Source organism: Hwanghaeella grinnelliae (assembly GCF_004005845.1).
In the GTDB taxonomy this organism is placed as follows: Bacteria; Pseudomonadota; Alphaproteobacteria; order UBA8366; family Aestuariispiraceae; genus Hwanghaeella; species Hwanghaeella grinnelliae.
In genome coordinates this window covers 1,637,668-1,655,484 of sequence record NZ_SADE01000001.1, presented here as the reverse complement: position 1 = coordinate 1,655,484, position 17,817 = coordinate 1,637,668, and the positions used below count along the sequence as shown (strand labels likewise).

Below are 17,817 nucleotides of genomic sequence, written 5' to 3'. Positions count from 1 at the left end.
TGTGATTGATTGACGCGCCGAATGCCCGCCCACCTCAATACGTGGCGGACGCTTCGCGGGCAATCTCCAGCAGCGGCTCGATATCGACTTCGTCGATCTGGGACGGGTCGAGATATTCCTCCGCGTAGCGCAGGTAGATCTGCTTTTCCAAAAACAGTTGGAAAACGTCCGGATCGATATGGTGATCCCGGCACATGAAGCCAAGGATCTTCAGGGACTCGCTCAACGGTTTCGGCTTCTTGTAAGGCCGGTCCGATGCGGTCAGTGCCTCGAAAATATCCGCGATCGCCATGATCCGCGACGGAACGGACATTTCCTCCCGCGTCAGGCGACGGGGATAGCCCTTACCGTCCATCGTCTCATGATGGCCGCCGGCATATTCGGGCACGCGCTGCATGTTTTTCGGGAAGGGCATCGTCTCAAGCATGATGATCGTCTGGATGATATGCTCGTTGATCTTGAACCGTTCTTCCTCGGTCAACGTGCCGCGTTGGATGGTAAGATTATAAATCTCGCCCAAATTGGTGAGGTTCTTGGGAATATCCATCTTGAAGCCGCTTGTCTTGAAGCGCTCGATATCCCCCGGGTCGCGGGTGACCACATGGGTCGGCTTGTCAGCCAGCAGGTTCTCGACGGCGGGCGGCGGGCGCCCTTGAATGCCTTTCAGGCGCAAATGCTCGTCCTGTGACAAGCCCTTGCGGTTATCGAAATTGCGGGTCCAGGTGCGCTTGGCTATTTCCCTGATGCGATCAATCTTTTCCTGATCCAGGAATTCGCCCCCGACGTTACAGTCGGCCACAACGTCGAAATCCGCCTGAAGCCGATCGTATTCAGCCATCAGCTCCGCATCCGGCGCCGGGTCGCCGCCCAATTCCTTCACCTTCCGCGACAGATAGTCGACGGTCAGCTCACGATGGATGACTTCGAACCGCGTGCGGATTTCATGGATCCGATTATAGATCGTTTCCAGCTTGGTTGCCTTATCGACGACGTATTCCGGCGTCGTGACCTTGCCGCAATCGTGCAGCCAGGCAGCGATGCGGAATTCGCGCCATTCCTCATCATCCGCGAACCCGAAATCGGCGAATGGACCGCGCTTCGCGTCATGCGCGGCCTGGCCCAGCATCATGGCTATTTCCGGCACGCGGTTGCAGTGCCCGCCGGTATAGGGGCTTTTCGCATCAATGGCGGATGCCGTCAGTTCGATGATCGCGTCGATCAACTCGCGTTGGGAATGCAGTAGTTTCTGGTTTTCGATCGTCACCGCGCCTTGCGCGGCCAAGGCCTCGACGAAACCCTGCAACTCACCGTCAAAGGGGATCACTTCGCCCGTTTCGGAATTGGTCGCATTGATCAGCTGCAGCGCCCCGATAACCGATCCGCCACGCGGGATCAGCGGCACGGTCAGGAAGGAGACGGACCGGTATCCATTCGCCTCGTCGAATTTCTTCGTACCCGCAAAATCGAAATCCCCGGCGTTATAAGCATCAGGAATATTGAAGGTTTGCCGCAGCAGCACGGCCTTTGAAACGACGTTCTTCTCGTTCGGGACGCCGGTTTGCAGGTCAAAAAGGTGCACGTTTGGGAAGGGCAGCGACTCGTCCGGTGTGCTCGCCATGGAGATATTGAGCGACCGGTTGCGGATGATCTGGAATTCCAGCGCGTCTTCTTCCTCGGTCATCAGGTAGAAAGTCGCGCCATCCGCATTGGTCAGTTCCATCGCGCCTTCAAGTATCAAACTCAACAGGCGCGTTTCATCCCGTTCCGACGCCATCGCGATACCAAGGCGAACCAACCGCTCCAGCTTGGCGCGTTCAAAAACCAGTTCCTTGTGCTGGGCATCGGCGGATTGGTTCAGGCGCCGCGTCTGGGCCGCCAATTCCCGCTTCAACTCCTGGATTTCCAGTTGCTGCTGCGCGATCATTTCCTTCGCGGCCTGCAACGGGTCGACCGGCTGACCATGCGCCGGTCCGGTGATTCCGGCGCGCGCAAGGGTCCGCTCATGCGCCTCGGTCAAATCGGTCAAGACGGAAAGCAGCAAAGCCGGATCTTCCCTGGCCTCAGCCAATACCGCCCGTGCGCGCCGAACGACTTCGGTATCGCGGGCAGGAGATCCGATCTTCATTCACCTATGCCTTTCAGTACCCCACGGCATTGATGCAAGTATAGAGCGAAGTTGCATCGCAGCAATAGTCGCTAATTCACCAAAACCACGCAAAGTTTTGTGATTACAGGGGTCAGGAAGGCGTATCTATTGGCAAATCAAGCGCAGCGCGGCGTCGCAGCCATGAGGTAGGCCGATACCGATCCTCGCCCGTCATTGCCTGCAGCGCCTCCAGAATCTCAACATGATTCTTCAAACCAAGGTCCGAACTCAATTCCAGCGGCCCCATCGGATAGTTCAGGCCAAGTTTCATCGCCAGGTCAATATCGTCCGGGCTGGCCAAGCCGATTTCCGCCATGAAAGTACCCAAATTGGCGACCATCGCGCTGATCCGTTGGGAGACGAAGCCGGGGGAATCCTTGATCGCCGTGACTTTTCGGCCTGACGCGACAATCGTTGCCGCGACGGCGTCGCGTGCGGACAAATCGGCCCCAGGCGCCGTCATCACCGTCACACGGGTCGCGGTGTCACAAAGCAGGTCGACCGCCACGAGCCGTCGAAAATCCGCACCGGTGCGCACGGCGACCGTCGTTGCGTCCTCCCCGACCGGGGCGGCCAAAATCGGGCAGGTGCCATCATCGGTTCCGACCGCCAGGCCAATGTCGGCGCAAAAGGCCGCAAGGACCGGATCGTCCTCCGCCAAGGCCACCTGTTTCGCCGGCGCAGCATTCGTTTCATGATCCGGCGACTCGCCCGGGACCGGCTTGCCGCCTTCCCCGTATTGGAACCAGCCGCCGCCCGTCTTTCGGCCCAACCGGCCGGCGTCGTGCAGCGCCTTGTGGATCGGCGAGGTCTTCAAACGCGGGTCCTGCATATAGCCTTCATAGACGATCAGGCTGACCGGATAATTCACGTCGATCCCCGTCAGATCCATCAATTCGAACGGTCCCATGCGGAAATGCCGGCAGTCGCGCATGATCGCGTCGACCTGTGCCGGGGTCGCCACGGCATCGTGAACGACCCGCAAGCCTTCGGTTGTGAAGGCTCGTCCGCCCAGGTTCACCAGAAAACCGGGGGCGTCCTTCACGGTTACCGGAATCCGTGTCATCCGTTTGCCAAGCTCGGACAAGTTCGCGGCCACTGCGTCTTCCGTTTCCGGCCCGCGAATCACTTCAACCAATTTCATGATCGGTACCGGATTGAAGAAATGTAAGCCGGCGACCCGACCCTTCACCCGGCAGGCCCGCGCGATCGACGCGATTGGGATGGATGAGGTGTTCGATGCAATGATGCAATCGTCGGAAACCACGTCCTCGATCTGCTTGAACAGGGATTGCTTAACGTCCAGGTCTTCGAACACCGCTTCGACAACCGTGTCACAATCGGCCAAGCCGGAAACTTCTTCCACGAACTCTATGCAGTCCTTCGCGGCGGCGGCGGCGGTATCGGACATGCGGCCCTTTTCGACCATCCGGTCCAAGCGTCCGGCGATCGTCGCCTTGGCGGATTCGGCTGCGCCCGGCTTCGCGTCGAGAATGATCGTGCGCATGCCGCCCTGCGCGGAAACCTGCGCGATTCCTTGTCCCATGGCCCCGGCCCCAACGACCCCGACCGTATAGTCCGTGGCATCGATCTTTTTCATACCCACCGCTTTCACTCCCTTGGAAACACACTTGGCGCAGCTGACGCGGCCCGTGCCATTTTATTTCAACGGCACGGCGCGGGCTAAATTCCTAGCGTCCACGCCGGTCCAGTACCAGCTGGAAATCGAATTCCTGTAAGAATACTAGAACATCAGCTTTTGCTTGCTTGTAGGTCCGGTCCAATTTGCCCTACCCTCCCCTCGATCGACAAACGACAAGGCTCATCCCATGCAGGTGAGTCACCAAACAGGATCAGACCGGCAGATACGCCGGCTTGGGAGGAAACATATGAATTGGACTTTGAAAACGCTCGCAGTGGCGGGAATCGCCGCTGCGTCGATGGCTGGACAGGCCTTCGCCGCGGACGTGAACCTGCCCGGGCAAATCGCCTGGACCGCTTATGGCACGGGGTCAGCCGGGTATAACCAATCGGTTGCCGTAGGCGCCGCCTTAAAGAATGCCGCCGGCATCGACCTGCGGGTCCTTCCCGGCAAGAACGACATCGCGCGGACGGAACCGCTCCGCCAGGGTAAGGTACAATTTTCGGCGACCGGGGTCGGTGGATCCTTCATGGCCCAGGAAGGCGCCTTCGCCTTCGGCAAAAAGAACTGGGGACCGCAACCGGTCCGCGTGCTGTTGGCCAATAACGGCGGCGCCATCAATCTGGCGGTCGGCGTGGCAGGCGATATCGGCGTAAAGGAATATGCCGATTTGAAAGGCAAGCGCGTCGCTTGGGTTAAAGGCGCACCGGCGCTGAACGTCAACGTCACGGCATATCTGGCTTATGCCGGCTTGACCTGGGACGATGTCACGAAAGTCGAATTCGGTGGCTTCGGTGATTCCTGGAAAGGCTTGATCAATGATCAGGTGGATGCCGTCTTCGCGTCGACCAATTCCGGCAAGGCCTATGAAGCCGCCGCTTCGCCCCGCGGTCTGATCTGGCCGAAAATCCATCATGACGACAAGGAAGGCATCGCCCGCATGCAGGCGGTCGCTCCGTTCTTCCAGCCCAACATGGCAAAGGTCGGCGCGAACATCGACGGTGGTCCCGCCTATGAAGGCGCCGGCTATTCCTATCCGGTCCTGGTCGCCATGGCGGATCAGGACGCTGACCTCGTCTACAACATGACCAAGGCGATGGTTGAACTGTTCCCCGAATATGACGGCAAAGCGCCGGGCATCGGCGGATGGGCCCTGGACAAGCAGAACTTCCAATGGGTTGCGCCCTATCACGACGGGGCCATCAAATACTACAAGGAAATCGGCAAGTGGACCGACGCCGATCAGGCCCACAACGACAAGCTGATCGCGCGTCAAACGGCCCTGCAGGACGCTTGGGCGAAGCTGGAAGCGTCGGGCGTTGCGGATGATGCCTGGGATGAAACCTGGGCGGAAACGCGCCGCAAGGCCTTGGCCGACGGCGGCTTCGACGTCGTCTTCTAAGTTCCTAACCCTTCCACCGGGCCGGCCGGCATTTGTTGCCGGCCCGGTGGAATTTCAGGGTCCGTGCCTTTTTTGCCCGGGCCTGTTTTGCGCTTCGGATACCCACCATCATGACTGAGGCCGCCAACAGCAATGGCGCAACGACGTCGCCTGACGTCGACGAAACCGGACTACGCCGGGAACTGGGACCAATTTCCCGTTACGTCGTCGTCATCGGCACGCTGCTCGCCGTTATGCTTTCCATCCACCAGCTGTTCAACTTACAGCTCTTCGGCATCGTCGTGCTCGAAGGTCGGTACCTCTATGTGCTGGCGGGAATATTCCTGGCCATGGCCTTCCTGGTATTCTCCGCCGTTCCACAACGGGAACCGGGGGTAAAATGGTGGGATGCTCTTTTGGCCTTGGCTGCCATCGGCGGCGCAGCCTATTTCGCATGGACTGCGGAAGTCAGCCTGGATCTGGGTTGGGAATACGCCCCGCCGGATACGGCCCGGTGGTTCTCAATCTTAATGTGGGCACTGACCTTGGAAGCGACCCGCCGCGCCGGCGGATGGGTGCTGTTCTGTTTCGTCTTCGCCTTTTCGCTTTATCCAACCTTCGCGGATTCGATGCCTGGGCCTATTTCGGGCTTCGCCCAGCCTTTCATGGACGTCATTCCCTATCATATTATTTCCGCCGAAAGCTCGTTCGGCATTCCGATGAAAGCCTTCGGCAACCTGGTGATCGGGTTCATCCTATTCGGTGCCGTGCTGCAGCACACCGGCGGCGGCAAATTCTTCAACGACCTTGCCCTCGCCCTGGTCGGGCGTTACCGCGGCGGCGCCGCCAAGGTCGCTATCTTCGCCAGCGGCTTCATGGGCTCAATGTCGGGATCAGTCATCTCGAACGTGCTGACGACCGGTGCGGTTTCCATTCCTGCGATGAAAAAAACCGGCTTCACCGCGCGCTACGCCGCCGCGACGGAAGCCTGCGCCTCGACCGGCGGGGTGCTGATGCCGCCGATCATGGGGGCGACCGCCTTCGTCATGGCATCCTTCCTGTCCCGACCCTATGTGGAAATCGCCGTCGCTGCGGCCATTCCCTCAATCCTTTACTATTTCGGCCTGTTCGCACAGATCGACGCCTATGCGGCGAAGCGCGGCCTGAAGGGCCTGAAGGCGTCGGAAGTCCCTTCCCTCGCCACGGCGGCGCGCGAGGGGTGGATGTACCTTTTCGTCTTCGCGCTGTTGATCTTTATGATGGTCGCTCTGCGCCAGGATACGCTGGCCCCCTTCTATGCGACCGCTTTGCTGCTGGTCATAAACCAATTCGTGCGCAGTCACCGCTTCACCCTGCGGACCGGCATCAACCTGATTGTCGGGATCGGCCGGGCATTGTCCGAACTGGTCGCCATCCTGCTTGGGGTGGGCCTGATCGTCGGCGCCTTTTCCGCCACTGGACTTGCCGGAACTTTGGTGAACGACCTGATCTTCCTGGCCGGCGGATCGACGATCATGCTGCTGATCATGGGCGCGGTCACCGCCTTCATCTTCGGCATGGGGATGACGGTTACTGCTTGTTACATCTTCCTGGCCGTCGTACTTGCCCCAGCTTTGGAACAGGCGGGGCTCAACGTCCTCGCCGTACATCTTTTCATTCTGTATTGGGGCATGGTCAGCTACATCACCCCACCGGTCGCGCTGGGTGCCTTCGCGGCCTCGACACTTGCAGGTTCCAACCCGTTCAAGACCGGTCTTGAAGCGATGCGTTTGGGCGGTGTGATCTATATCGCGCCCTTCTTCTTCGTGCTCAATCCGGCCTTGGTCGGCGAAGCCCCGACCTTGGAAGTCATAGGCGTGCTGGCCACCGCCCTTATCGGCGTTTGGTTCCTAAGCTGCGCCTTGCAAGGCCATCTCAGTTTCCTGGGCGGTTTGGGTGACGGGGTTTCGGGTTTCCTTTACCGGATCCTTTTGTTCACGGGCGGCATTCTGTTCGCCTTCCCGGGCGTCGACAGTTGGGGCTTGTCCCATTGGGCGTTCAGCCTGATCGGCGCGGCAGTCAGCGCGCCTGCACTGCTGGTCGCCTGGCGCAACGGACGGCTGGTTCCAGCGACATAAAGGGCGAGTTTTTTTTGCTTTGCTTTCATACGTCAGGTGTTAACAAGAGTTTTCTGATAAAGAACTCTTTAGGCATTTTTCATTTTGGAAGCATCGACAGACACACATGGGGCCTTCCTTTGGGTTAAGCCCGTAGGGTTTGAGGATATTCCCGCCCATTCACCGCTCAATCGACTGAATGACTGTTGGATGAAATACGCGTCCGACGGTCGTATCCCCTCACGCGCTCATATCGATCCCGTGGAGCTCGGCGCACGGGTGCTTCCCTGGATCGTGATTCTGGATGTTCTGCGGTCGGGCAACGACGTGGATTACAGATACCGGCTTATCGGAACCGCGAACGTCACTCTGCTGGGCATTGACCGGACCGGCGCGCGCTTGAGCGATAACCTGGACGCCGCGGACGTAGCGATCATAAGAAAGTCGTTCGATGACGTGGTTCTGACGGGAAAGCCGGTGTTTACAAAGGCTGGGTTACCTCACAAGCAGGAATTCCTGGTCTCGGTATACCGCGCATTCTATCCACTGGCCGGCGACGGTGTTACGGTGGACAAGGTCATTGGCGCCGCCATACCGGAGGACGTGAAGCAATAAGCCAAACTGCAAAGAGACGAAAAGGCACGACCGCCAAGGCGTCGTTGGCGGCCGGTTTCGCTTTGGGTTTCTTCGCCTGCCAAGCACAGGCCTGCGGACCGGATACCAGGGTTCAGTTCACCGAAGGGTCGGACGACACTTTCCTAATCGAAAACAACAGCGTCATCGGCCTGAGCCTCCAGCAAATGGCGATCGACCTTTCCTCCAGTGCGGGCGGCGTGATTTTCGATACCGATTACGGCGGCGCGGGATGGAGCGCCTATCAGCCCTTCCAGCCCCTCGCCTCTACCGCCGTCCTCCGCGCCGCATCTTCCGGCCTGGACGGATATCAGCAATTGAGCCTCGTCTTCGACCGTTTCGCGCGCGGCGACAGCTTCGCCTTCGAAATAGACTTGGACGACCAGCTTCAGGATTCCGATCACGGCCAAACCATTGTCAGCGGCACCGAAATTGCCGGCGGGGCTGTTATGGGCGTCTTCACCGACAAGCATGGCCAGACCTACCGTGCGACCGGTTATTTCGACACCGACGGTCAGGCGATACTGACCCAAGGCGCCTGCAGCTGAGTTGCGGACGAGTAGGCACAAATAGTGTTGCCGCACCGGCCATTGCCTAGCCAAACAATAGTGTTAACTATTTGGCAGCGGATGCTCTATGTTTCGACAAAATTAAGAGCCATACCGAAAATCTAGCGTCGCGCGAAATCAAAACGACTTTTTACTATTGGAGCGAAAACACTGAGTTCGAAAAGGTCAATTGGCGGCTTTGCGCGGATTATCGCAATCCTGATCCTGGTCGGGATCGTCGCCTGGGGAACGCAGGACCGCTGGCAGCCCTATCTCGACACGATGGGACTTGCCATCGGGCCCGAAGACGAAATCGTCTCCGGCAAAACCGGGAACAGCAAACCCGCCGCCGCAACGGCACAGCCAAGAAATATCCAGACCGTCCCTGTTTTGGTGGAAGCCGCCGGTGAGGCTCCCGATCAAGTCACCATCGAAGCGATCGGCACGGCACGCGCCGTCCGGTCGGTCACGCTGTATCCGGAAGTCGAGGGCGAGGTCGTCGCCTTGCCGATCCAATCCGGTCAGCGCGTCAAGGCGAACCAGGTGATGATGAAATTGGGGGACCGCTCGGCAACGCTATCCGTCCGTGTTGCCGAAACGCGGGTCCGGGAAGCGAAAAGCGCCCTTGCCCGCGCGGACAAGCTGCGGAAGACGAATGTCCGCTCACCCGCCAATGTTGAGGATGCGGAAGTTATACTGGAACGCGCAACACTGGAGTTGGAACAGGCACGGGAAGCCCTCGACGACCGAACACTGCGCGCGCCCTTCGACGGCATTGTCGGCATTCCAAAGATCGAAATCGGCGACCGGGTGAACTCAACCATGGAAATCGTGACCCTCGACGACCGGTCGACTTTGCTGGTCGAATTCGAAGTCGCGGAACGCTATCTGTCACGCTTGACGCTGGGCATGTCGTTGGACGCGCGCACCCCAACTTTCCCGGACCGTCGAATCGACGGTACGGTCGACGAAATCGACAGCCGCGTCGATCCTGTATCCCGCACCGTGTTGATCCGCGCAGCCTTTCCGAATGCCGAAGATATCCTGCGCCCGGGCATGTCGTTTTTCGTGACCCTTATCCTTCCCGGTCCGGTCATGCCGACCGTTCCCGAACTGGCCCTTCAATGGCGGGATGGCACAAGCTTCGTTTGGAAGATTGACGAGGGCACGACCAAACGGGTGGATGTGATTGCCCGCCGCCGGTTGAACGACACGGTCCTTGTCGAAGGGGACATCGCCCCGGGCGATCTTGTCGTGGTCGAAGGCGTTCAGCGCCTACGCGACGGCCGTCATGTCGAAATCTCGGTCAACGAAGGCAGCTGATATGACCGAGGTTCGAACCGACGAGGAAGACCTAGCCAACGGCAAATCGGTGAACGACCTGCCGGCAATCAGCGTCCGGCGGCCTTATCTGGCCGTCGTGCTCAATTTGCTGATCATGATTGCGGGGTTCGGTGCCCTGCTGGGCGTGGAGGTTCGCGAACTGCCGGATGTCGACAGGCCGGTTGTCTCCGTCCGCGGCAACTATCCAGGCGCCTCCCCCGAAACCCTTGATGCGGAAGTGACCAGCATTGTCGAAGCCGCCGTCGCGCGGGTGAACGGAATTGTCGAGGTCCGGTCGTCCAGCGAGGAGAACAATTTCCGCATCCACGCAACCTTCGGCCCTACGATCGATTTGGCCGATGCCGCAACCGATGTCCGTGAAGCGGTCAGCCGGATCGAACGCCAATTGCCCGACCGGGTCGAGAACCTGGCTGTCATCAAGGCCGATGCCGATGCCGGTTCCATCGTGTCGCTGGCTGTCTGGAGCGAGACGCTGGAGATCGACGCACTGACGAAGGTCGTCGAAGATCAAATCCTGCCCGAGTTGACCGCCGTGGAAGGCGTCGCCGACGTCAATATCTTCGGTGAGCGGGAGACGGTTCTGCGCGTGAAGTTGGACCCGTTGAAACTGGCCAGCTACGGCCTTTCGGTCGCAGATGTGGCCGATGTCATGCGGAATACACGGTTCGACATTCCAGCCGGCAGTTTCAAATCCGAAGAACAGGAAGTCCTTGTCCGCGCCAATGCTTCGGTGATCGATCCGGAGAAGATCATGGATCTGTTCATCCGCGAACCGGTGCGGATCGGCGATGTCGCGAATGTCTTTTTCGGCCCCGCGGAAGCGGAAAGCTGGGTCCGGTTAAATGGCCGACAGGTCATCGGAATGGGCGTCATTCGGCAATCCAGCTCGAACACCATCGCCATCGCGGAAGGCGTGCAAAGGGCGATTGGGGAACTGAGCGACCGCCTGCCCCATGTGCATATCGAGACGATTTCGGACGACAGTCTCTTCATCAAAAGCTCGATACGGGAACTGCTCGTCACACTTGGTTATACCATTTTGATCGTCGTGCTGGTGATCGCGCTTTTCACCGGCCAATGGCGCGCATCGATCATCCCGACCATCGCCATTCCAGTGGCATTGATCGGGTCGCTCGCCGCAATCTGGCTGCTTGGCTTTTCCATCAACCTTGTGACCCTTTTGGCCATGGTGTTGGCGACCGGCATCGTCGTCGATGACGCCATCGTCGTGTTGGAGAACATTCAACGGCTGCGCGGCGAAGGGTTGAAAACCAAGGCAGCGGCCGTGCTGGGTACACGACAAGTATTCTTCGCCGTATTGGCGACGACCGCGACCCTTATTTCCGTCTTCGTCCCGATCAGTTTTCTGCCCTCCCAGGCAGGGCGGCTGTTTCAGGAATTCGGCTTCGTTCTGGCGGTGACGGTCGCGATCTCTTCCTTCGTCGCCTTGTCGCTGGTGCCGATGATGGTGTCCAAACTGCCGAACCGCAAACACACGGCGCCGAGCGGTTTGTACGGACTTTGCTGCAAATTCGGCGGCTGGTTGGTGCGCGGTTATACCGTGCCTCTCGACCTCGCCCTGCGGCATCCGGTCCTGGTCTTTGCAACCTGTGTCGTGATTATCGGGTCTGCCTGGCAAGTCTATGGCGGGTTGCGGGAAGAACTCGTACCCGAAGAGGATCGCGGCACGATCAGGGTTCGCCTGACCGGGCCCGACGGCGTCGGACTTACCTATACGGACCGTCAGGTGGAAGCGGTCGAGAATATCCTTCAGCCTTATCTCGACCAGGGGGTGGCAAAGAGCCTCTACACCGTCACAGGACGATACGACCTGAACCGCGGACAGGTCGACGCCCAGCTTGTCGACTGGTCGGAAAGATCGATCACCGAAAGCGAAATCGCCAATGCCGTGAATCGGCAATTGAGCGGTATCCCCGGGGCTCAAGCGCGCGTCAGCCGCGGCAACAGCCTGAACCTTCGCAATGCCGACGGGGGATTGGATTTTGCCCTGATCGGCACGAACTATCGGGAAATTTTCACCCAAACGAACAGATTTGTATTGGCGATGGAAGAGCGGCTGCCTTGGCTCACCAACACGCGCGTCGAATTCCGCGCCACGCAGCCTGAACTATCCATCAATATCGACCGGCAGCGCGCCACCGATTTGGGCGTCGATATCGCCGACCTCGGCACTATCATCCAAGTGCTTATAGATGAATTTGAAGTGGCGGAACTGACGGTCGACGACATCACCCTGCCGATCATGCTTCAGGCCACGGAAGGCGCCATCAAACAGCCCGAGGACATCGCGAACCTGTATGTTCCCGCGGCAAACGGGCGATTGGTTCCACTCGGCCAATTGGTGGTCTTTTCCGAAAGTTCCGTCGCCGCTGAATTGGACCGTCACGCCCAGCGCCGCGCCATTGAGGTCAGCGCCGATATCGCGCCAGAGAGAACATTGCGGGAAGCGGCGGATTCGATCCGCGCCTTGGCCACCGAAATGCTGCCGCCGGATACCGGGCTTATATTCCTTGGCGAAGCCAAGGCGTTGAATGAAACCTCCGCCGATCTGATGATCACCTATGTCATCGCTTTCGTGGTCGTCTTCCTGGTACTGGTTGCCCAGTTCGAGAGCTTGACCAGCGCGCTTGTCGTCATCATCACGGTTCCGTTCGGTATTTGCGCGGCGATCTTTGCGCTGTACCTTTCCGGCACGTCGATCAATATTTATTCCCAGATTGGTGTGTTGCTGCTGATAGGCATCATGGCAAAGAACGCGATTTTGATGGTCGAATTCGCCGATCAATGCCGGGAAGACGGTATGTCCCCGGTCCAGGCCGCACGCCATGCCTCCCTCGTCCGGTTGCGGCCGATCATGATGACGATGGTATCTACGGTCTTCGCGGGCCTGCCGTTAATTTTCGGGTCCGGCGCCGGCGCCGAATCCCGCACTACCATTGGCTGGGTGATCTTCGGCGGCCTTGGCATCGCGGGTTTCGTGACGCTATTTTTGGCACCGGTCGTCTATTCCCGGATTGCCGGCTACTCGAAACCGCGCAGCCAGGAAGGACAGGAATTGCAGAACCAATTGCGTCACGCAGCCGGCCACAACCTGCGTGAAGCGACCGGCACGAAGGAAGCCCCTGCGGAATGAACGCCGACGCTGGCATAAACAGCGAACGAGCCCAAATCGAAATCCGATTGAGCGGCGTGATCGGCGAGCCCGAATTGTCCTGGGGCGTTCGGCAAATTGAAAGTGCCTGTCGACAGCACGGTGTTGAGAATGTCGTTTGGGATCTGAGAACGGCGGATCTGAGCCAACTCAATCTCAAGATCATCCAGGGAACCCTCGACAATTGGCCAGCCGTTACATTGCCGGAAGAAGCCCGTATCGCGGTCGTCGCAGCCGGGCGACAGGAGCAAATTCTACTGCAATTGTGGCAGGAAGCCGGGTTGCACAAGGACAAACGGAAACGGAGAATCCTTATGAACATTGAGCAGGCCCGGACCTGGGCCGCCGGGGAATAAAAGCCGGCATCAACCTGCATGTCCGCCCGGCCGGCTCAACCCGGCTCCAACCAAACTAGGGCTTTCAGTCGGTACCCGCGTATTTAGCCTCAACCCCGACAGCAAGTTTCCGGAGCAATCCCGCCAAGGCCTTACGCTCGTCCATGGTCAGGCATCCGACGATCTCGTTTTCCAACGCCATGTCTTTTGCGAAAACCGTATCGATCACCTGAACGCCGTGGCGGCTCAATTGTACCAATCGACTGCGCCCGTCTTCCCGGTTCACCGGCCTATCGATCAACCCGGCCTTCTCCAGCCGGTTGAGCCGATCCGTCAATGAACTGGAATTGATCATTAATTGTGTGAACAGTTCCGTCGGCCGCACTGTATAGGGCTTTCCACTGCGGCGCAGGGTGGCAAGGACGTCGAACTCTCCCGCGTTCAGTCCATGCTCCTCGAACAGGCTTTCAATCGGGCCGCGGGTCAACAGGGTTATTCGCCTGGCACGCGCGATGATTGGCAGACCATCGAGTGGCACATCCGGCCTTTCCCTGCCCCATTGCGCCTCAATCCGCGCGACATGATCCGCCATTTCGAAACCTCATAGATGACATTTAGAAAACCGGTCTTCATATTTTCATATTTTTATCTCGACGTCGAGATATTATGATGATATCTCGATGCCGAGATAATTAGGAGGCCGATCTCGTGACCACAACCTTGAACCATACTTCCACCCCCATTCCCGCCGACGACCGATACTGGATACCCCTTGGAGAGGGCGTTTGGGCGATGCCACTTCGTTTCGATGGCACGGAAAGAACGCTGCGACTGAAAGTTCTTCCAGGCACTGTCGTAGGAAGGCACAAGCATGAAGGCTTCGTGCATGCCCTGAACATTTCGGGCAAACGACAATTGGGAAGCGGCGAAATCGCCGGACCGGGGGACTACATATTTGAACCGGTCGGGAACGAGGACAGTTGGGCATGCGTCGGCGACGAGCCCTGCATCATCCACATCGTCATGTCTGGACGCCTGACCTATGTGGATCAACAAGGGAACGAAATCGACTACACCGATACGCCGAAACTTCGCGATCAATATCTGGCATTTTGCAAGGAAAGGAACCTTACACCGATCGCACTGGGGTCGGCAGCCGCTGCTGCCTAGGCCAAAGCCTTTTCCGAACCGAGTATCTCGCGGACCAGTGAGGAGAGATCCTTTCGGCTCTCCTCCACCGCCTTCCCGCTGGTGTCCAACACGGCATCGGCGCGGCGATAATCCGCCTCACGCGCCGCGAGGATCGCCTTTAAGTCGTCCATCGCCTCCCGGTTCTGGGCCATCGGCCGCAGATCCCCCTGGGCGACGACACGCGACATATGTTCTTCCGGCGTCGCCTGCACCCAAACCGCATGCGAATGGTCCAGCAGATAGGCAAAGGTCGACGGTTCCGACACGATCCCACCGGCGGTGGAAAGAACGACCCCTTCGTGATCACGGATCACCGCTTCAAGGCAGCGCCGTTCATAGCGGCGGAAAGCCGGTTGCCCGTTCAGCGCCAGGATCTCGCCGATGCTGCCGCCGTATTCCTGTTCGATCACGCGGTTCAGTTCCACGAAGGGAACGCCCATTTCCTCAGCCAGCATCCGGCCCAAAGTGGATTTGCCGCCGCCCCGCAAACCGATCAGCGAGATTCGCCGGGCCTTCATGTCTTCCCCGGCCGGGCGCATGATTTTCAGTGCCGCGCGGCGGATCGCGTCCAACTCCTCCGCACTGGCCCGTTCCAGCAATGGGATGAGGGAGGCGACCGGCTCGGTCGCTTCCGCCTCCCCCGCCACCAGGGCGGCCAAGGGAACATCCATCGCCATGGATACCTGCCGCAGCAAAGCAATCGACGGATTTCCAGTCCCGCCTTCCAATTGCGCCAGATAGCGTTCGGACACGCCCGAATCCCGGGCGAGAATCCGGCGTGTCATTCCCCGCTTGGCGCGTTCGGCCCGAACGCGTTCACCAAGACGGGTGAGATATTCGACAAGCGCCGTATCTTCTTCGTTCTTCACCGTCACCAACCTAAAAAGTTATCGTTTCTTCCCGTTCCGGCCCGTCTTTATGCCAACTGCCGCTTCATCTACAGCAAGCTACGGACAATTCCCAACAGACATACTATGATAAATGTTGCGGATAAGATGCAGTATAATGCTTTTCAGCCGGAAGTGTCGGCATTATATTGCCGGTCACCGGGAGCATCCATTCTAAAGTTGCCCCTGAAACAAGGCCCGTAAACAGGGTCCGTGATAACGAGGCGCTTGGCATCAGGGTAAACGCATGGGCGAAAACATACATATTCTGGTCGGCACGATGACCGGCACGGCGGAGCTTGTCGCCGACGAAATCCTCGACACATTGGTGGACAAGGGCGCGGATGCGGAAATCTCCTTGATGGACGATCTGCGCGCGGATGCGGTTTCCTCAGCGGACACCATCATCATCTGCACCTCCACCTATGGCCAGGGCGACGTGCCCGACAATGCCCAGGCATTGCTGGAATCGCTGAAGGAAGCAAAACCGGATTTATCCGCACTGCGCTACGGGGTCTTCGCCCTGGGCGACATGACCTATGCGCAAACCTTCTGTTTCGGCGGCAAGCAATTCGACGACACGCTTCAGGAATTGGGCGCGAAACGGGTGGGCGATGTCCGCCTTCACGACGCATCCGCCGGCTCCCTGCCGGAGGATGAGGCCGCGGACTGGGCGGCTGATTGGTTCGATGAACTGGTCGCCTAGCAGATAGCAGACCAAAGACCCGGCGGGGCAAACACCCCGTATGGAACAACCATATGGGATACCGGGGGCGGACCCCATCTGGAACGCCTATTTGGGACGCACAAAGAATAAGAGAAGCCGGACGGCGCCACAGTCAGCCGAACCGGACCCGCGACAAAGATGTATAGGGAGGACGTTATGGCGGAAACCGGCACCCGGTTTGACGACGAATACAACGCGGCGGTGGACCTGATCGCCCGCAATCTGGCCGCCGGCCGGGCCGACAAGCCCGCCTTCATCGATATCAACGGCACGCACACTTATGGTGACGTGGAGCGGCTGTCCAACAAGGTCGCCAACGCGATGACCGGTTTGGGCGTGCGACGCGAACAACGCGTCCTGATGTGCATGCTGGATACGGTGGATTTCGTCGCCGTCTTCCTGGGCTGCATCAAGGCCGGCATCGTTCCCGTGCCTGTGAATACGCGCCTGACGGCCAAGGATTACAGCTTCATGCTGGACGACAGCCGCGCGGCGGCGCTCGTCGTCTCCGAACCGCTTTATCCACTTTTCGAGAAGGATATCGACGCCCATCCGGATCTGGAGAAGGTCATCGTCTCAGGCGCGGACAGTCTGGGCCACAAGAGCCTGTCGGACCTGATCGCCGGGGCGTCGGACAGTTTTGAACCGGAACGGACCCGGCTCGACGACATGTGCTTCTGGCTCTACACCTCCGGCACCACGGGCATGCCCAAGGGCGCGGTACATCTGCACAGCCACCTTATCGAAACGGCGAACCTCTACGCCAAACCAATCCTGGGGATCAAAGAGGACGATGTCGTTTATTCCGCCGCGAAACTGTTCTTCGCGTATGGTCTTGGCAACGGCCTGACATTTCCGATGGCGGCCGGCGCCACGGCGATTCTTCACGCCGGCCCACCCGACGCGGCGGCGGTGGTTTCAATCCTGCGCGACAAGAATCCCACGATCTTTTACGGCGTCCCGACGCTGTACGGGATGCTGCTGGCAAGCGGACAATTGCCAAAACAGGGCGAACACGCCCTGCGGCTTTGCACTTCCGCCGGCGAAGCGCTGCCGGCCGAATTGATGCGCCGTTGGAAGGAAGCGACCGGTACGGACATCCTGGACGGCATCGGCACGACGGAGATGCTGCACATCTTCCTCTCGAACAGCGCCGACGACATCAAACCGGGCACCACGGGGAAACCGATTCCGGGCTATGACCTGCGCCTTGTGGATGAGGACGGCAATCCCGTCCCTGCCGGGGAAATGGGCACGCTTGAAGTGTCGGGCCCGACAAGCGCGATCATGTATTGGAACCAGCGGGAAAAGAGCCGCGATACCTTCCGCGGGCCCTGGACCCGGACCGGCGACAAATACACCGTCGACGCCGACGGCTATTACACCTATGCCGGCCGGACCGACGATATGATGAAGGTCGGCGGCATCTATGTATCGCCTTTCGAAGTCGAAACGGCGGTTCTGACGCACGAATGCGTACTGGAAGTCGCCGTCGTCGGGCAACCTGACCAGGACGACCTGGTCAAGCCAAAGGCCTATGTGGTTCTGAACCAGGGCCATTCGGCGAGCGACGATCTGGCCCAGGCGCTGATCGACCACGCCAAGGCCGAACTGGCCGCGTTCAAGCGCCCGCGTTGGATCGAGTTCGTGGAAGAACTGCCAAAAACCGCGACCGGCAAAATCCAGCGCTACAAACTGCGCCTTTAGGACTGAAC

Annotated in this window: 14 protein-coding genes; 10 read left to right on the top strand and 4 right to left on the bottom strand. The window is 59.2% G+C overall.

Annotated elements, in window-relative coordinates:
• Positions 1-34 precede the first annotated feature (34 nt).
• Positions 35-2,125, bottom strand: coding sequence for an HD family phosphohydrolase (locus EOI86_RS07625; RefSeq protein ID WP_127764488.1), 2,091 nt, complete (start codon positions 2,123-2,125; stop codon positions 35-37).
• 112 nt (positions 2,126-2,237) lie between these two features.
• Positions 2,238-3,746, bottom strand: coding sequence for a 3-hydroxyacyl-CoA dehydrogenase (locus EOI86_RS07620; RefSeq protein ID WP_127765169.1), 1,509 nt, complete (start codon positions 3,744-3,746; stop codon positions 2,238-2,240).
• A 289-nt stretch (positions 3,747-4,035) separates the two neighbouring features.
• Here EOI86_RS07620 and EOI86_RS07615 point away from each other — a divergent pair, with 289 nt between their 5' ends.
• The 7 genes from EOI86_RS07615 (at position 4,036) to EOI86_RS07585 (ending at position 13,318) form a co-directional block, all read left to right on the top strand.
• On the top strand, positions 4,036-5,190 hold the full coding sequence (locus EOI86_RS07615) for a TAXI family TRAP transporter solute-binding subunit (protein ID WP_127764487.1): 1,155 nt from the start codon (positions 4,036-4,038) through the stop codon (positions 5,188-5,190).
• A gap of 110 nt (positions 5,191-5,300) precedes the next feature.
• Complete coding sequence (locus EOI86_RS07610) at positions 5,301-7,286, top strand: TRAP transporter permease (protein WP_127764486.1); 1,986 nt, start codon at positions 5,301-5,303, stop codon at positions 7,284-7,286.
• A gap of 84 nt (positions 7,287-7,370) precedes the next feature.
• Positions 7,371-7,880 (top strand): PAS domain-containing protein, encoded by a 510-nt coding sequence (locus tag EOI86_RS07605; protein WP_275668582.1) that lies wholly within the window; start codon positions 7,371-7,373, stop codon positions 7,878-7,880.
• A gap of 44 nt (positions 7,881-7,924) precedes the next feature.
• A complete protein-coding gene (locus tag EOI86_RS07600) occupies positions 7,925-8,446 on the top strand; it encodes a hypothetical protein (protein WP_127764484.1) in 522 nt (173 codons plus the stop codon).
• Positions 8,447-8,728: 282 nt separating this feature from the next.
• A complete protein-coding gene (locus tag EOI86_RS07595) occupies positions 8,729-9,769 on the top strand; it encodes an efflux RND transporter periplasmic adaptor subunit (RefSeq protein ID WP_127764483.1) in 1,041 nt (346 codons plus the stop codon).
• Between the two features lies 1 nt (position 9,770).
• The gene (locus EOI86_RS07590) at positions 9,771-12,944 is read left to right on the top strand and encodes an efflux RND transporter permease subunit (protein WP_127764482.1); all 3,174 of its coding nucleotides are present in this window, start codon (positions 9,771-9,773) and stop codon (positions 12,942-12,944) included.
• A complete protein-coding gene (locus tag EOI86_RS07585) occupies positions 12,941-13,318 on the top strand; it encodes a hypothetical protein (protein WP_127764481.1) in 378 nt (125 codons plus the stop codon). Before EOI86_RS07590 ends, EOI86_RS07585 begins: the two co-directional genes overlap by 4 nt.
• Before the next feature lie 64 nt (positions 13,319-13,382).
• On the opposite strand, the gene EOI86_RS07580 is transcribed toward EOI86_RS07585, so the two are convergent.
• Positions 13,383-13,889 carry a MarR family winged helix-turn-helix transcriptional regulator gene (locus tag EOI86_RS07580; RefSeq protein ID WP_127764480.1) on the bottom strand — a complete coding sequence of 169 codons (507 nt, stop codon included), beginning with the start codon at positions 13,887-13,889 and terminating at the stop codon, positions 13,383-13,385.
• A 116-nt stretch (positions 13,890-14,005) separates the two neighbouring features.
• Between EOI86_RS07580 and EOI86_RS07575 the strand changes: the two genes are divergently transcribed.
• Positions 14,006-14,467 carry a cupin domain-containing protein gene (locus tag EOI86_RS07575; protein ID WP_127764479.1) on the top strand — a complete coding sequence of 154 codons (462 nt, stop codon included), beginning with the start codon at positions 14,006-14,008 and terminating at the stop codon, positions 14,465-14,467.
• Here EOI86_RS07575 and EOI86_RS07570 read toward each other — a convergent pair.
• Complete coding sequence (locus tag EOI86_RS07570; RefSeq protein ID WP_127764478.1) at positions 14,464-15,357, bottom strand: helix-turn-helix transcriptional regulator; 894 nt, start codon at positions 15,355-15,357, stop codon at positions 14,464-14,466. The genes EOI86_RS07575 and EOI86_RS07570 overlap by 4 nt on opposite strands.
• A gap of 265 nt (positions 15,358-15,622) precedes the next feature.
• Between EOI86_RS07570 and EOI86_RS07565 the strand changes: the two genes are divergently transcribed.
• Both EOI86_RS07565 and EOI86_RS07560 read left to right on the top strand, forming a co-directional pair.
• A complete protein-coding gene (locus EOI86_RS07565) occupies positions 15,623-16,081 on the top strand; it encodes a flavodoxin domain-containing protein (RefSeq protein ID WP_127764477.1) in 459 nt (152 codons plus the stop codon).
• Between the two features lie 177 nt (positions 16,082-16,258).
• The gene (locus EOI86_RS07560; protein ID WP_240035585.1) at positions 16,259-17,809 is read left to right on the top strand and encodes a benzoate-CoA ligase family protein; all 1,551 of its coding nucleotides are present in this window, start codon (positions 16,259-16,261) and stop codon (positions 17,807-17,809) included.
• Positions 17,810-17,817: the final 8 nt, after the last annotated feature.

What these genes read in the sequence shown, in the direction of transcription:
- EOI86_RS07625 (WP_127764488.1), bottom strand. Translation starts at nt 2,125, where the DNA reads ATGAAGATCGGATCTCCTGCCCGCGATACCGAAGTCGTTCGGCGCGCA.
- EOI86_RS07620 (WP_127765169.1), bottom strand. Translation starts at nt 3,746, where the DNA reads ATGAAAAAGATCGATGCCACGGACTATACGGTCGGGGTCGTTGGGGCC.
- EOI86_RS07615 (WP_127764487.1), top strand. Translation starts at nt 4,036, where the DNA reads ATGAATTGGACTTTGAAAACGCTCGCAGTGGCGGGAATCGCCGCTGCG.
- EOI86_RS07610 (WP_127764486.1), top strand. Translation starts at nt 5,301, where the DNA reads ATGACTGAGGCCGCCAACAGCAATGGCGCAACGACGTCGCCTGACGTC.
- EOI86_RS07595 (WP_127764483.1), top strand. Translation starts at nt 8,729, where the DNA reads ATGGGACTTGCCATCGGGCCCGAAGACGAAATCGTCTCCGGCAAAACC.
- EOI86_RS07590 (WP_127764482.1), top strand. Translation starts at nt 9,771, where the DNA reads ATGACCGAGGTTCGAACCGACGAGGAAGACCTAGCCAACGGCAAATCG.
- EOI86_RS07585 (WP_127764481.1), top strand. Translation starts at nt 12,941, where the DNA reads ATGAACGCCGACGCTGGCATAAACAGCGAACGAGCCCAAATCGAAATC.
- EOI86_RS07580 (WP_127764480.1), bottom strand. Translation starts at nt 13,889, where the DNA reads ATGGCGGATCATGTCGCGCGGATTGAGGCGCAATGGGGCAGGGAAAGG.
- EOI86_RS07565 (WP_127764477.1), top strand. Translation starts at nt 15,623, where the DNA reads ATGGGCGAAAACATACATATTCTGGTCGGCACGATGACCGGCACGGCG.
- EOI86_RS07560 (WP_240035585.1), top strand. Translation starts at nt 16,259, where the DNA reads ATGGCGGAAACCGGCACCCGGTTTGACGACGAATACAACGCGGCGGTG.